The following is a 14,494-nucleotide window of genomic DNA, read 5'->3' as shown; positions in this document are numbered from 1 at the left end:
GGAGGAGTCATCCTGCGGTCTCGGAGGAGGAGGGTGCGGCGGAGCGTGCTGACACGGAGGGCGCCGGAATCGGCGGCTCCGTACCGCCGTACGACGAACCGTGGCGCGCGGCTTCGCCGAGCGCCTGCTCGTAACTCTGCTGCCAGCGACTCGAACCCGGCTGCCAGAGGATCACCTGCCAGTGCAGTTCCTGCGGCTCCCGGTCGGCGGCCAGGCCCTGCAGCCGCTTGGGCTGCCACCAGTAGTCGGCCCAGACCACCAGCTGCTGGCTGAGGGTGAGGGCGGAGGGGAGCGGCCGGCCCCAGATGAAGTAGACGCCGAAGGGCGGGCCGAAGTAGAGCACCGACGTGAACATCGACATGCCCAGGAAGGGCACGAAAGCGGAGAGGGAGAACAGAGCGATCATCCACACCACGCCGAAGCCGAACGCCGCGCCCAACGCGGGCAGCAGCAGGCCGGGGAGCGGGATGTTGCCCCAGTTCCAGATGCGCTTGGGCCGGTTGAGCAGATCCGTGTGGTCGTACGCGACCATCGGCTCCGGCTCACCGGACACTTCCTGCGCCATCGGTCAATCCCCCTCTCTCTCGACGGCCGGTGCTCCTCCGAGGGCCGGGACCGCGCGGTCCCGGCCGGGTGGCTCAGTTGCCTTCGCCGCCGACCTGCTTGCCGAGGTCGATCAGCACACCGGCGAGACCGGTGGCGCCACCGATGATCAGGGCGGCGATTGCGATCATGCCGAAGCCCTGGAAGGCCTCACGCATGCCGTCGCCGCGCTTCATGGACATCAGCATGCGGATGCCGAGGATGAGCAGGGCGATCACCGCGACCATCGTTCCGATGGTGGTGAGGATCTCCTGGATCTCGCCGAACATGCCCTCCAGCGAGGTCGCTGCCAGGTACATGATGTGTCCTTTCGGTTCTGGGGATCGTGAGGGAAGAGCGGAAAACGAGGGGAAGGGATCGGGGAAGGGCGCGCCGGCACCGAGAGGACGGATCGTCCGGCGAGCGGTGCCCCGTCAGGGCTTGGGCGGCTTGGGCTGGCCGGTGGCCGGCTTCGTGGCCGGCGGCTTGGCCGCGCCGGTCGCGGGCGGCGGAGTGGCGGTACCCCCGGCCGGCGGGGTCTGCTGTCCGGGCGAAGGCGTGGCGCTCGGAGCAGCGGGGTCCGCATCGCCCTGTCCGCCCGCCGGGTCGAGGAGCGCGCCGCGGATGTCCTTGATGAACCAGCCTTGCGCCGTGTTCACGACCGTGAGCCGATAAGAGCGCTTGACCTGCGGGGTGGTCTCCTGACCGGGCGCGCCTTCAGCACCGGCCCCGCCCCAGATGATCGTCACCCGCACCGGCACGGACTGCCCGTACTTGTACGTGACGGCTCCATCACCTGTTCCGGCCGGGGCCAGCGCCTCGACCTCCTGGACCAAGGGGGCCGCGAGCGCTCCGGCAAGACCGGACGTCGCGGCGACGGTGGCGTCGGGCGACGTGAACCGGGACATCGCGGTGGTGTCGGAGGCGCCCCAGGCCGTGAAGTAGCCGGGCAGCACCTGCGCCTTGAGCTGGTCCGAGAGCGTGCTGTCCACGACCTCGGAGTCGCGCTCGATCTCGGGCGCGGTGCCCCGGCCGGGCAGCGGCATCTCGCCGACGTCACCGACGACCCGCAGTCCGGAGCCCGACGTCGGATTCGCGACGTACACGGGTACGGAGACGGCGGTGACGCGGCCCGTCGACAGCGTGACCTGGACGCCGAGGTAGCGGCCGTTCTTCCCGTACTCGGGCAGGTCCTCGATGGTGCCGTCCCAGACGGCACCTGTGACGCTCTGCGTGCCCTGGCCGTTCCAGCCGCAGTCGCGGTCCACGCCGGAAGTCGCGTAGCGGGCGAGATCTTCACGCCGCTGCTCGGCGGTCTTCGGGTCGTACGTCAGACAGAGCGTCGCGTACTTCTCGGCGAAGGTCGCGGCGGCCCGGGTCGGGAACTCGGTGAGCCGGTACTTCTGGACGTCCTTCTTGCCGAGCGCGGCCGTCGGCCCGGAGGAGGACTTGCCGATGGCCAGGCCGATGACTCCGCACGAACCGAGCGCGAAGGCGCAGGCGGTGAAGAGCAGGGTGGCCCGGAGCGCGACGTGCGTGCCGCGGCCCGTTGCCGGCAGGCGGCCACCGGGGCGCGGGACGACGAAGGAGGCACCTGTCGAAGCACTCGCGGCGGCACCTGCCGGAGCGGGCGCGGCGGAGGCGCCGACGGGCGTTGCGGTGGACGCCGGGGCGCCACCGCGCTTACGGCTCTCCCGCTCGGCCTTCTTCGCCTCGTACGCGGCCTTCCGCTCGAGCCTCGCCTGCTCGCGCCGGTCCTTCTTGCTCGTGCCGGCGGCGCCCGGGGCCTGATGCCGGAGCGGCGGAAGCGCCGGTACGGCGGCCTCGCCGGGCGGCACCGCGGCCTGCGGGGCGCGCCGCGTCCAGGCGGCGGCCACCTGGGCGCGCGCCGCGTCGGAGGCCATCGGAGTCTGGGGCTGCGGCGCGGAGGCGTGGGTCGCCGGGGCGGGGTAGCCATACGGCCCGGGAGCCTGCGGCGGTGCCTGCTGCGCTTGCTGAGGCTGCTGGGGGGCAGGCTGCTGCTGTCCGGCGGCCGCGCTCGGCGGCCCGAACTGCCCGGGCTGTGCGGGCGGTTGAGTCCCGCCAGTACCGCCGGCAGGGCTGTTGTGGTCCGTCATCGGTTCGATCTCCCCCCGCGTCTGATCCCGGCCGCCGATCGGGCGCGGCGGGCCCTGGTGAGGCCAGGTGCGGAGGGCAGTGTGGCAAACGGAGGGAGCGGCGACGCCTCGTTTTCCCCATCGAGGAAACCGAGGAGCGCCGGCGAGGAAAGACGAGGAAAGCGGATGTGACCGTGACACCCCTCCGGGACTCGAGAACGCCCGCTCCCGCGGGCGGGCTCGGCACAATGCGGGTGCCCACGCGCCGCAGGGCGCGCCGAAGCGTCCCCGACCTTCCCAAGGACGAGAGTTGAGCGACCAGACCGCAGGACCTGAGTACGCCGCATCTGCCGCCCCTCCGGCGGCGGCGCTGCCCCAGCAGCCTGTAGCGGAGGCCCCGTCGGCCGAACAGCCGGCACCCGCGGCGGTCCCGGCGGCGCCGAGGTACGACGCCAAGCACGCCTGGATCGACGGTTACGAGCCCGGCAACCCCTGGCAGTCCAGCCTCGTCCTCCAGACCGAGTTCGGCACGGTCGCGTACCCCCTCACGCCGAACACGATGCCCGAACTCCTGGAAGGCCTGGTGATCGTGGCCCAGGAGCAGCAGGGCATCACGGGCGACCTGACGGCGGAGGGATCCGACGCCGACGGCGAGGACCAGGCCGCATCGCCCGCCGACTCCACCGGCCTCCACGACGGCCGCGCCGCCCGCCTGACAGGCTGGGCGGTCGTCCACGACCTCTGGGAAGGCGAGGACCCGAGGGCCCGCTACATCATGGGCGGCGTGGTGGCGGTACTACTGATTCTCGGGATCCTCCTGGCCTGAAGCCCTCATGGGCCGAGGGCCCGACGACGACGCGCCGACCAGTCCGTGCTGGGCGCACCCTCACGTCGCGCTGAGCCAGTCACTGTCCTTCCCGACGTGGACGACTACCGATGCCCGGTGGATCGATGCCGCATCTCGATCTCTGGGCTCCGGTCGAGTTCCTCGTGGCTCGCGGATGACGGCGTCAGGTCCCGCCGCCCTGAACGTGACGGATCTCCCCTGCCACGGTTCGACCGTCCGGCGACGCGAACCGGGCCCCACGCACGTGAGCCATCGGGTGGGGCCCCACCTCACCCGTGAGGATCTGTCACCTCCGCCTCCACGACTCCCCCACACGCCGCCGTTTTCCCTTCTTTCCTCACCCCGTCCCCTGCTTTCCCCGGCGGGGAAAACATGCCGTCCCCTCCCCGACTCTCCCCCTACCGTGGCTCGGCAACCTGACTGAGGGAGGCCCGGGACGGTGGAGTCACCCGCCGACAACAAGCGAAATGCGGCACTCGCCCTGGCGGTACTGGGGCTCCTGATGGTCGGCGCCCTCGTGGTGCTGACCCTCTTCAACGGAGACGAAGACACGTCCGGCGAGAAGTCCGAGGGTTCGACCGCGCCCTCCGCGCCCGCTGGGGGGAGTTCCGGGTCCGGATCCTCCGACAACAAGGGTGGTGTGTCCGACGCGGGCGCCGTCAAGCCGATCCTCGCCCCAGCCGAGGCCGCCGCCGCGCACAAGGTCATGTCCGACTACATGGTCGGCCTCAACACCTACGCGCACACCGACAAGAACGCATCCTGGGCGGCGCCGCTCCTCGTATTGACCACGGAGGACCGGCAGTTGCGGCAGGACACCGCACTCCCCACCGGCAAGGCCTGGGACACCTGCGTGGCCGCCAAATGCGCCTCGCGCGGCAAGGCGACCGTTCTCCGCGACGCGATGGTCGCCGACGATCTCGTCAACGGCAGTGGCATCACGCTCTCCAGCCTGGTCGAAGTGACCGCGACCCGCAGCGAGGACGGCCGCAACACCGGTACGGAGACCAACTCCTGGCTCGTGACGGTCCAGGGCACCCACGGTGGCTCCTGGCTGGTGTCCAACGTGTCGATCTACGGCCTCGGCAACGTCGGCACGTCCGACCAGGCAGGAGGGTAAGCGCCGATGGTGGCTCCTGCCGTGCTCGCGGCCGCCGCCAAGGCGGCGAAGGTCGCCAAGGCGGCGAAGGCCGCCAAGGACGTCGCCCAGGCCGCGCGCCAAGGCGGCGGTGGAGGACAGGGCGGCCCCGGCGGCCAGAAGAAGGGCAACCTCAAGCTGTGGCTGCTCCTGGGCGCGGGCGGTCTGCTGCCGATCGGTGGCGTCGGCTTCATCATCCTCATCATGATTGCCGGCCTTGTCGGTGGCATCGGCGGCGGCACGGCTGCGGCAGCCTGCGGCGACTACGGCGAGAACGCCGAGGCCGGCAACACCGGTAACGCGGCCGCCACTTCCCCCATCGTGCCCGCGGGCAAGATGTACCTGCCGAGCGCGACCGCCCGGAACGAGATACCCCCGAGGATGATCCTCGCCGCCATGCGCGCGGCCGCCCGCTACGACGGGCTCGACTGGACGCTCATCGTGGGGCAGATGTACCAGGAGACCAAGTACGGGCAGGACCCGTCGGCGGCGCCCGGCGGCAAGAACAGCGCCGGGTACATGGGCATCCTCCAGTTCGGTACTCCCGCCTGGACCGACTACGGCGCCGACGGCAACGGTGACGGCAAGAAGGACCTCTACAACATCGACGACGCGGCCTTCGCCGCCGCCAACTTCCTGCACGCGATGAAGGCGGAGACCAACGCCTGGAACGCGCTGATGCGGTACTCGGGCTCCCGCCCCAGCAACACCATCTACATGCGCGTCGTCCTGACCCAGGCCGCCCGCTACCGGGGCAACCTGACGGGCGACAAGGACCTGATCAAGGACTGGTACGCGCATCTGAAGCAGACGGTCGACAAGAACCCGAACTTCCCCACGCTCGGCCAGCAGTCGGACATCCCGGAGCCGGTCGGCAACAACGCCGACCCGTCGACGGCGCTCAGCATCGCCTCCTCCCCCGCCCGCTCCTGGTCCACGCCGCCCCTGAACGGCGACGGCGGTACGACGACCCAGGCGATGGCGGCACAGGGCGGCTTCAACGAGGCCGTGCCCATGTCCCTGGCGGCCTTCCCCGCAGCCCCCGCTCCCGACCCGGACGCGCCCTCGACCGGCAAGGACTGGCAGTGGCCGCTGAAGCAGGGCACGTACCAGGTAGGCGCAAAGTACAAGCAGCGCGGCGGCATGTGGAGCCTCGGCTACCACACCGGCCTCGACCTGGTCGCCCCCGTCGGCACGGCCATCTACGCCCCGGCCGACGGCAAGATCGTCAAGGCGGGTTCCGGCGGCGCGTACGGCAACGAGACGCACATCGAGCACGCGAACGGCGTGATCACCCAGTACGCCCACCAGTCCACGAGGAACGTCAAGCTCGGCGACCAGGTCAAGCGCGGCGACCAGATCGGTGCCGTCGGCATGACCGGCAACACCAGCGGTCCGCACCTGCACTGGGAGGTCCGCGTCCCCGGTGTCGACAACCCGTTCGTCGGCGGCCAGGACAACGGCCCCGGCATGGTCGACCCCCAGGACTGGCTGAACGGCAAGATCACCGCCAACCCCGACTACGGCACCGCGCCCGGCGGCGGCGACGGCCGTGACGCCGAGTACGCCAACTGCGCCGAGGGCAGCGGCGGCACCCCCGTCGCGCCCGACGGCGCCGGCATCACGGGCGTCCTGCCCGACTCCGACGACCCCGTGGTCCGGGCGGCGCTCGGCTGGGCGCAGCGCGGCATCGGCCGGCCGTACGTGTGGGGCGCGCCGCGCCTCCAGGGCGACAACCCGGTGTCGTTCGACTGCTCCAGCTTCACGCAGTGGGCGTACTACCAGGCGAGCCGCGGCAAGATCAACATCGGATCGGTGACGTACGAGCAGGAGAAGAAGCTCGCCGCGTACAAGGTCGATCTCAGCAAGGCACAACCCGGCGACATCATCTTCTTCCGGCCGGGCCCCAGGGGCTCGGAGCACGTCGGGCTCATCTGGGACCCGAAGGGGAAGAAGGTCCTGCACGCGCCGCGCACCGGCAAGAACGTCGAGTTCAGCACCTGGGACGTGATGGGCCAGATCACCGGCGTCTACCGGGTCCCGATCCCGGCCGGCACCAACCCGGGCGAGGCCGGCGGCAACGGCGATGAGCATGCGTAAGAAAGGTCCGAGACATGTCCGCTGAGCAGAAGAAGAGACCACGCGCCGAAGACGACTGGACGTACGAGATAGTCGGTCTCGTCGCCGTCGTCCTGGTGCTGCTGTGCGGTGCGTGGGGCGCCGCGTACCTCGGTGCGTCCTTCGACGACGCGCCGCCCCCGCCCGGCAACCCCTTCTCGTTCACGGTGGCCCTCGCGAAGGGCGACTACGCCTGGCCGGGCAGCGCGGCGAGCGCGGTGGCGGCCGGCGAGGCCGTCCTGGTCCTCGTACTCGCCCTCTGGGCGTACCGCCTGCGTCAGCGCGCGAAGCGGAAGCCGGACGTCGACGCGGCCGCCGGCCACCTCGCCAAGGGCGAGCAGTTGGGCAAGCTGACGATGAAGGGCGCGGCGGCGACCGCGGAGCGGCTCGGCGTGATGAGCCGGGTCCCGGGCGTGTTCATCGGCCGCTCGGTCAAGGGCAAGCAGCCGCTGTTCGGCTCCTTCGAGGACATGCACGTGGACATCTGGGGACCGCGTACGGGTAAGACGACCCGCCGCGCGATCCCGGCGATCCTCGACGGCCCGGGCGCGGTGCTGGTCACGTCCAACAAGCGGGACATCGTGGACGCCACGCGCGGACCGCGCGAGGCCGTCGGTCCGGTCTGGGTGTTCGACCCGCAGCAGGTGGCGACGGAGCCGCCCGCGTGGTGGTGGAACCCGCTCTCGTACGTCACCGATGTCGCCAAGGCCCGCAAGCTGGCGGACCACTTCGCGTCCGGCTCGCGCGACCCGAACGCCTCCACGGACGCGTACTTCGACCCGGCCGGCCAGGACCTCCTGGCCAACCTGCTCCTCTCGGCCGCCACGGCGAACGCACCGATCACCCAGGTCTACACCTGGCTCGCCAACCCCAAGGACGACACCCCGGAGCGCATCCTGCGCGGCGCAGGCCACGAGATGCCGGCGGACGCGCTCAACGGCGTGCTCACGGCGCCCGACAAGCAGCGCAGCGGTATCTACGGCGTGGCCCAGCAGATGGCGTCGTGCCTGATCAACCCCGAGATCAACAAGTGGGTCACGCCGCTCGACCAGCAGGACACCCGCCCGCAGTTCAACCCGCACGAGTTCGTCCGCAGCCGGGGCACCCTCTACTCCCTGTCCCGCGAGGGCACGGACTCGGCGGGCCCGCTGGTGACGGCCCTGACGGTGGCGACGGTCGAGGCGGCCGAGGAGTACGCGACCACCCAGCGCGGCGGCCGCCTCCCTCAGCCCCTGGTGGGCGTCCTGGACGAGGCGGCGAACGTCTGCCGCTGGCGGGCCCTGCCCGACCTGTACTCGCACTACGGCTCGCGCGGCATCATCCTGATGACGATCCTGCAGTCCTGGGCGCAGGGCGTCGAGGTGTGGGGCGACCGCGGCATGGAGAAGCTGTGGTCCGCGGCGAACATCCGCGTGTACGGCGGCGGTGTCTCGGACACCCGCTTCCTCGGCGACCTCTCGGACCTGGCGGGCGAGTACGAACACCGCGACTACTCCACGACCCGCGAGTCGGAGCACGGCCACTGGTCGGGCAACCGCACGGTCAACGAGTCCGTCCGCCGCGAACGCGTCCTCCACGTCTCGGACCTGGGCTCCATGCCCCCCGGCCGAGCCCTGGTCCTCGCCTCCGGCACGAAGCCGGTCCTGGTCGAAACGATTCCCTGGTGGGAGGGCCCCTACGCCCAGTCGGTCCAGGCCTCGCTCGCGACATACGACCCGGGCGCGAAGCGCTGAGGGACGCCGGCTCGTGATCCAGGGCGGCGGGGCCGAGGGCCTCGCCGCCCTGCGGCTATTGGGGGGTGTGCGGGGGGCGGCTGACTTCGTCGATGTCGTCGAGCACGGCACGCGCGCGCCGAACGGTCATCTCCAGAATGTCGCGGTCGAAGTTGCCCGGGTCGCGCTCGTAGCGAGCCTTACCCACTTCTGAGGTGAACGCGCTGGCCGGAATGGAGTCCTCACCCGGCGGCAGGAACTTCAGCATCTCCTCGAACGCCGCGACGGTATAGGCCACCGCGTCCCGCAGCTTGTAATGCTCCGATTCCGGAGTGTTGAGAAGCTGGATCCCAGCGGATTCGGAGATACGGAAGGCGACCTCCGCGAACTCGCCAGGGTCGATGATCTGTGACGGCTCAGACCCGCCGAAGGCTGGCGGCGGCGGGGGAATCTCCTCGGCCATACGGAACGCGAAACGACGAGTCGCCCCACACTGCCGGCAAGCGCCCTCGTAGACAGCCACGATGTCGTCACCGTGCTGCTCCAGCCGGTGCTGACGATCGAAGTCGCCGGAACCGCACTCCGCACAGCGGTGCAGATCCATGTACAGATGTGCTTCGAACGATGAGCGAGCTGTCAACATCGCAATCCCCCTCCGGGCCGAGGCCTACTGGCGGGTGTCAGGAGAGCTGACGTGGTCGATGTCGGCCAGGACCGCACGGGCGTTCTTGAGGTAGATGTCGATCAGCCGGCGACTGAACTTCCCCGGGTCCTGCCTGTACCGGTCCAACCCCGCCTCCGAGGTGAAGGCACCGACCGGTACCTCATCCTGACCGGGCGGAATGAACTTCAGAACTTCCTCGAACGCCGCGATGCAGTAGACCATTGAATCGCGCAGCTTGTGATGCTCGGACTCAGGAGAGTTGAGGAGCTGAAGTCCTGTGGACTCGGAGATCCGAAACGCAACATCGAGGAATTCCCCCGGGTCGAGGATCTGCGAGGGTTCGGAACCGCCGAAGGCGGGCGGAGGCGGCGGAATCTCCTCCGCCATGCGGAATTCGAAGCGGCGAAGGGCTCCGCACTGCCGACACGCGCCCTCGTACACGGCCACGAAGTCATCGCCGTGCTGCTCCAGCCGGTGCTGACGATCGAAGTCGCCGGAACCGCACTCCGCACAGCGGTGCAGGTCCATGTAGAGATGTGCTTCGAACGATGAGCGAGCTGTCAACATGGCAAGATTCTAAGGGTTGTTCGATGATTTTGGCGTGAAGAGCACGGGGGAGGGCATCACGTGGACGGTTCGATCGATCCACGCTTGCTGGCGGACACGCTTGCGGCGGGGGCCGAGGGAGTCTCCTCCGAGGAGTTCCAAGAACAGCGGCGGGCACACCAGGCAACGCTGGTGGCGGCGGCCCGAAGCGAGTTGCGCGAGGTGGCGTCGGCGGTTCTGCGTGATCGTTTCGGTTCGCTCGACCCCGCCTGGACAGAGGAGCGAACCCCGCGGGAGTACTTGGCCCTCCAGGACTCCCAAGGCAAGGCCATGGCGGCCCTCTGGCTGGACTCCATACCGATGCCGACGGGTCTGGTCGCCCAGTTGGCGACGAACACGACGACGGACCAGTACATCGTTCAGTTCTCCGACGGTCTTCCTCAGGAGCACATGACGCGTGTACTCGCCTACGAGGTGGGTGAGCTCGTCGCCGCACGGGACCGGTCGAGCCAGGGCTTGGCACCGGTACGCGAGAGCCTTCTGGAGCAAGGGGCCGACATCGGTGATCGGCTCGAGCTGTCGAGTCGGGACCACGGCCGGATCGGCGAACTGAACTGGCTCGCCGACCGTGCTGCCGCGCCTCATCTGTCCGATCAGGAGCGAGCAGAGGCCCGCTTCGAACTCTCCGCCCTGCTCGACCACAGCGGCCTCCGCGCCGTGTCGCCCATGACCCAGGAGGCCGCGTTCCAGGCCGAGGACAGGGCCGCGCGGCGACGGCTCCTGGCGTCGGCACCTTTCCTCTCCTCAGAGGCCGGTCTTCTCGTCGACCAGCTCGCCCGCCCCATCGAACAACTCGACCCCACCGACGCCGCCACGCTCCAGGCCTCCCGGGAAGCGGCCGTCGTCGCGCAGCGGCAGGTCGAGGCGTTCATCGGGCGGCGCGAAGTCACCATGCCCATGCCGGGCTACGACCAGAACGGCGTACCGCTCCCCCGCGAGCAGGTGGAGCCGGCCTCGGAGCAGTGGGCGGACTACCGCGGTCAGATGGCTGAGATTGCCGCGCAGACGGTGGAGAAGCAGAACGCGGCGGGCGAGATCCCGCAGCGCAAGGTGACGATCGGCGGAGGCGCGAGCCTGTCCGGGCGCGACGATCAGGCCCTGCTCATCGACGCCGTGGGCCGCTGGCACAAGGACCCCGGCAAGGGGATCGTGCAGTCGGCGGACCAGGACCGGGACCTGGCGCAATGGATGGGCGTCGACCCGTACCAGGGGGTCGAGGAGCCCGGCGACCGCATCTCCATTGCCGCGGTACGCCTCTGGGAGGACCAACTCGCCACCCGGGGCGACGTGGTGAACGGCCGCGCCCACTTGAAGCTCGACGGGAACGGCACGCTGCTCGCCGAGGCGCAGGCTTTCAACAGGGACGGCAGCGAGCGCCCCGGGCCACCTCTGCTGGTGCGGGTCGAAGGTACCCCCAATGTCGCGACCGGTCTGACCCCCGAAGTGGTCCCCGGAATCGTGCGCGACAACGGCGAACTCGGGCCGGGCGTGGAGAGCCGCAGTGAGGCCGTGCGGCTTATCAGCGAGCGTCTCCAAGTGCTCGAAGGGCAGAGTGTCGCCGGAGCGAGCGAGCTTCGGAAGCAGCTCACCAGTGCCGAGCGGGACGCGGCCGACGCCGCGACGGTCCTCGCCGCTGTCAACTCCTCCAATCTCCGGGAGGCCCTGTTCGACGGGCTGGGGGAAGGGCCCGTCAAGCGGCGCTTGGAAGGCTGCTTCACGACGCTGGATGCCACCGAGAAGTGGGAGTCGGCGAGGGAGGCAGCCCCTGGCCGGGTGCTGATGGGCGACGAGGTCGCCGAGAACCGCTTCGACCCGGCGGACGCCGAGCACTGGATCGTCGCCGGTTCCGGCGGGACGGGGGTCGCCAACGCGGAGATCATCCTGCGGGAGAACCCGAACGCGAAGGTGACCATCATCGGTGGGGCACCGCCGCCGGCGCTGGAGCACCAGGTGCAGTTCCCGCAGATGCGGGAGGAGTTCAAGGACCGCCTGAACTTCGTCCCCGGGCGCGTGGGCGCCATCGAAACCTTCCAGGGCGAGGATGGCAGAACGTCGTTCCGGCTGAAATACCCGGGCGAGAACGAGGGCGATCCGGAAAGGGTGCTCGAAGGCGACGGCTACGTCGCCTGCCTCGGCCGTACCAACCCCCTTCCCCCCGCCGTGCAGACCTTGGCGAACCAGGTTCGGGACAACCGCGGACGGGTCTCCGGCGACCTGATGTTCGACCAGGACGACCAGTACATCGGCTACGGGTTGACCTTCCGTACCGAGGACGGCAAGGAACACCGTGTCGACGTGGACGGAGCCGCCTCCTGGCAGCTTCCGCGCGAGGTGTTCGCCCCCGAGTCGGGCATCCAGCAGCAGCTGAACGAGATGGGCGGCCGCGCCCTGCCCGCCGAGACCGGCAACGCCTCGCCCGGCTTCTCCCCCATCGCCCGGCAGAGCGCGCTCCGGGCGAGGGCGGTGGCCGCGGAACAGGCCGGGAACGAGAACGCCGTGCAGAGGATTCAGAAAATCCCGCTCCGCTGGCAGCGGCCGGAGCTCTCGACGCCGGCCACGGCCGCGGACGGGCCCTCGAACTCCCCGAGCCCGGCGGCGCCGACCCAGCAGCAGGAAGCAGCCACAGAACGGGGCGTGACGCCCCAGCAGCAGGAAGCAGCCACAGAACGGGGCGTGACGCCCCAGCAGCAGGGGACCGAGAAGGAGGGCGCCGCGCCCCCGCCGCAGGCCAAGCCCACCGCCACCGTTCCGCAGCAGAGGCCGCCCGCACCCCCGGTCCCCGCGGCCCCGGCACCCACGCAGGCCCCCACCCCCGCACCCGCCCCCCAGGCCCCACGCCCCGGGCACCAGTTCTTGCCGGGTGTCCAGGTGACCGGCAGGCGGAGCGTCTCGGCCCCCACGCAGCCCCAGCAGGCGCCCCCGGACCAGCAGCGCTCAGGGCCGAACCGGGGGCCCGGGCTGGGGGACTGAGACGTCCCGGTCGGTCACACCGCCGGCGGGACGCTCTCGGCGAGTTCGCGGTACGCGGTCGTGATGTCGGCCATCAGGAGCGTCGTGACCTCCTCCGGTGACGGGGTTCCCGCGCTGCCGTGGAGGTCGTAGACGCGCAGGTCACGGGCGGCGGACGCCTTGCGGGCGAGTTCGCGGGCGAAGCGGCCGTTGCCGAGGGGGTCGACGAGGTCCCGGGTGACGGCCAGCTCGCAGGACGTTCGCAGGGCGACCTCCGCGTCCTCGGTGAGGACGTCACCCTGGCCGTCGAGGAAGGACTTCGCGATCAGGATCAGTTCGTCGGCGGAGTACGAGGGGAAATCCACCCGGGTGTTGAAGCGCGAGGCAAGGCCCGGGTTGCTGGACAGCAGCGCGGCCATCTCGTCCGGATACCCCGCCAGAACCACGATGAGCCGGTGCCGGTCGTCCTCCGCCCGCTTGAGGAGCACCTGCAGGGCCTCCTTGCCGAAGGCGTCGCCGCCCGAGTAGCCGGTGTTGGACAGGCCGTACGCCTCGTCGATGAAGAGAACACCGTCCAGGGCCTCGTCGATGACCCTGGACGTCTTGATCCCCGTCTCTCCTAAGTGCTGCCCGACGAGGTCGACGCGCTGGGTCTCGACGACGTGGCCCCGGTCCAGCAGGCCGAGCCCGGCGAAGATCTTGCCGACGACACGGGCCACGCTGGTCTTGCCCGTGCCGGGCGGCCCCGCGAAGACCAGGTGCAGGGGAGCCGGCGAGGCGGCCAGCCCCTGGCCCCTGCGTACCACCGCCATCCTCAACTGTGCCGACAGCGCGCGTACCTGCCGCTTCACGGGAGCGAGGCCGATCATCGCCTCCAGTTCGGCCATCGCCTCCTCCAGCAACGCGGCACGCTCCTCCTCCGTCAGGCCGCCGGCAGCGGACGAACGCCCGGCCGCCTGAGCCGGCCCACCACCACCGTCCTCGGCGGCGGGTACGCGCTCCGCCCGCGGAACCACCGCGTTCGCCCGCTGGGCCACATCGGCCAGGCCTGGGCTGTACCGGAACGCCGTCTGGAACTGCTTCAGCGCCTCCTCCGCCCGCCCCAGCTCCTCGTACGCCCGCCCCCGCAGATACGCCAACTCCCCCAGGAATCCGGCGTCGTTCGCCAGCGCCCGAGGGAGCGGGTCGAGCACGTTGAGGGCCTCGTGGCAGACCCCCTGGGCGATGAGGCCCGCGGCGACGTAGAGCTGCGACTCGTCGCGCAGGTGCGGGTCCCGGATGCCCTCGGCGTACGACAGCAGGAGGGGCCAGCGCTTCGCCAGGAGGGCGTACCGCGCGCAGACGAAGCGGGTCTCGTCGCAGTCGAGTACGGCCTGGGAGAGCATGCTCCCCGCCGCGTCGAGCAGACCGTCGTCCAGGTACTTCGCCGCCCTCGCCAGCCATAGGTCGCGGGAGGTCTCCAGCCGGAAGGTCACGTACCGGCCGATCCGGAACCGCGACACCAGCCGTCTCTGCAGCTTCGTGCGCAGGACGCCGAAGGAACGCGCCTCGTCGTGCATCGCCTCAATGGCCTGGCCCTGGTTGATCCCCGTGGCGTGGAGCCCGAGCCAGGCGTCGGCGGCCAGCGGATTGTGGTCGATGGCCGAACTGAAGGCGTCGGCGGCAGCGGCCCAGTTACGCATCCTCAGCTGCGTGACGCCTTCGAGCCACGCCTGCTCGCACTTCCTCATCGAACGCCACGACACGTGCGTATCCGTCACGACGGTTCCCCCGCTGTCATCG

At 70.5% G+C, this 14,494-nt stretch carries 11 protein-coding genes; 5 read left to right on the top strand and 6 right to left on the bottom strand.

Annotated elements, in window-relative coordinates; genetic code table 11:
* Positions 1 to 7: 7 nt before the first annotated feature.
* From AB0F56_RS19405 to AB0F56_RS19395, 3 genes are all read right to left on the bottom strand, one after another.
* Positions 8 to 565: a hypothetical protein gene (locus tag AB0F56_RS19405; protein WP_362010998.1), complete on the bottom strand. Its 558-nt coding sequence runs from the start codon at positions 563 to 565 to the stop codon at positions 8 to 10.
* A 73-nt stretch (positions 566 to 638) separates the two neighbouring features.
* On the bottom strand, positions 639 to 902 hold the full coding sequence (locus tag AB0F56_RS19400; RefSeq protein WP_362010995.1) for a TrbC/VirB2 family protein: 264 nt from the start codon (positions 900 to 902) through the stop codon (positions 639 to 641).
* Positions 903 to 1,016: 114 nt separating this feature from the next.
* Complete coding sequence (locus AB0F56_RS19395; RefSeq protein ID WP_362010993.1) at positions 1,017 to 2,486, bottom strand: conjugal transfer protein; 1,470 nt, start codon at positions 2,484 to 2,486, stop codon at positions 1,017 to 1,019.
* Positions 2,487 to 2,988: 502 nt separating this feature from the next.
* Between AB0F56_RS19395 and AB0F56_RS19390 the strand changes: the two genes are divergently transcribed.
* The 4 genes from AB0F56_RS19390 to AB0F56_RS19375 all read left to right on the top strand — a co-directional run bounded on the left by AB0F56_RS19390 (position 2,989) and on the right by AB0F56_RS19375 (position 8,514).
* Positions 2,989 to 3,504, top strand: coding sequence for a hypothetical protein (locus tag AB0F56_RS19390; RefSeq protein ID WP_362010990.1), 516 nt, complete (start codon positions 2,989 to 2,991; stop codon positions 3,502 to 3,504).
* A 460-nt stretch (positions 3,505 to 3,964) separates the two neighbouring features.
* On the top strand, positions 3,965 to 4,645 hold the full coding sequence (locus AB0F56_RS19385; RefSeq protein WP_362010987.1) for a hypothetical protein: 681 nt from the start codon (positions 3,965 to 3,967) through the stop codon (positions 4,643 to 4,645).
* Positions 4,646 to 4,651: 6 nt separating this feature from the next.
* The gene (locus tag AB0F56_RS19380) at positions 4,652 to 6,763 is read left to right on the top strand and encodes a peptidoglycan DD-metalloendopeptidase family protein (RefSeq protein WP_362010984.1); all 2,112 of its coding nucleotides are present in this window, start codon (positions 4,652 to 4,654) and stop codon (positions 6,761 to 6,763) included.
* Between the two features lie 14 nt (positions 6,764 to 6,777).
* A complete protein-coding gene (locus AB0F56_RS19375) occupies positions 6,778 to 8,514 on the top strand; it encodes a TraM recognition domain-containing protein (RefSeq protein ID WP_362010981.1) in 1,737 nt (578 codons plus the stop codon).
* Between the two features lie 55 nt (positions 8,515 to 8,569).
* On the opposite strand, the gene AB0F56_RS19370 is transcribed toward AB0F56_RS19375, so the two are convergent.
* Together AB0F56_RS19370 and AB0F56_RS19365 are read right to left on the bottom strand one after the other, a co-directional pair.
* Positions 8,570 to 9,097 carry a hypothetical protein gene (locus AB0F56_RS19370; protein ID WP_362010978.1) on the bottom strand — a complete coding sequence of 176 codons (528 nt, stop codon included), beginning with the start codon at positions 9,095 to 9,097 and terminating at the stop codon, positions 8,570 to 8,572.
* Positions 9,098 to 9,160: 63 nt separating this feature from the next.
* Positions 9,161 to 9,724 (bottom strand): hypothetical protein, encoded by a 564-nt coding sequence (locus AB0F56_RS19365; protein ID WP_362010976.1) that lies wholly within the window; start codon positions 9,722 to 9,724, stop codon positions 9,161 to 9,163.
* A gap of 60 nt (positions 9,725 to 9,784) precedes the next feature.
* Between AB0F56_RS19365 and AB0F56_RS19360 the strand changes: the two genes are divergently transcribed.
* Positions 9,785 to 12,733, top strand: coding sequence for a hypothetical protein (locus AB0F56_RS19360; RefSeq protein WP_362010974.1), 2,949 nt, complete (start codon positions 9,785 to 9,787; stop codon positions 12,731 to 12,733).
* 14 nt (positions 12,734 to 12,747) lie between these two features.
* On the opposite strand, the gene AB0F56_RS19355 is transcribed toward AB0F56_RS19360, so the two are convergent.
* Positions 12,748 to 14,472 carry an AAA family ATPase gene (locus AB0F56_RS19355; protein ID WP_362010972.1) on the bottom strand — a complete coding sequence of 575 codons (1,725 nt, stop codon included), beginning with the start codon at positions 14,470 to 14,472 and terminating at the stop codon, positions 12,748 to 12,750.
* Positions 14,473 to 14,494 lie beyond the last annotated feature (22 nt).

Source organism: Streptomyces sp. NPDC026092 (assembly GCF_040638605.1).
GTDB lineage: Bacteria > Actinomycetota > Actinomycetes > Streptomycetales > Streptomycetaceae > Streptomyces.
This window is presented reverse-complemented; position numbering and strand designations above follow the sequence as displayed.

What these genes read in the sequence shown, in the direction of transcription:
- AB0F56_RS19405 (WP_362010998.1), bottom strand. Translation starts at nt 565, where the DNA reads ATGGCGCAGGAAGTGTCCGGTGAGCCGGAGCCGATGGTCGCGTACGAC.
- AB0F56_RS19400 (WP_362010995.1), bottom strand. Translation starts at nt 902, where the DNA reads ATGTACCTGGCAGCGACCTCGCTGGAGGGCATGTTCGGCGAGATCCAG.
- AB0F56_RS19395 (WP_362010993.1), bottom strand. Translation starts at nt 2,486, where the DNA reads ATGGCCTCCGACGCGGCGCGCGCCCAGGTGGCCGCCGCCTGGACGCGG.
- AB0F56_RS19380 (WP_362010984.1), top strand. Translation starts at nt 4,652, where the DNA reads ATGGTGGCTCCTGCCGTGCTCGCGGCCGCCGCCAAGGCGGCGAAGGTC.
- AB0F56_RS19375 (WP_362010981.1), top strand. Translation starts at nt 6,778, where the DNA reads ATGTCCGCTGAGCAGAAGAAGAGACCACGCGCCGAAGACGACTGGACG.
- AB0F56_RS19370 (WP_362010978.1), bottom strand. Translation starts at nt 9,097, where the DNA reads ATGGATCTGCACCGCTGTGCGGAGTGCGGTTCCGGCGACTTCGATCGT.
- AB0F56_RS19365 (WP_362010976.1), bottom strand. Translation starts at nt 9,724, where the DNA reads ATGTTGACAGCTCGCTCATCGTTCGAAGCACATCTCTACATGGACCTG.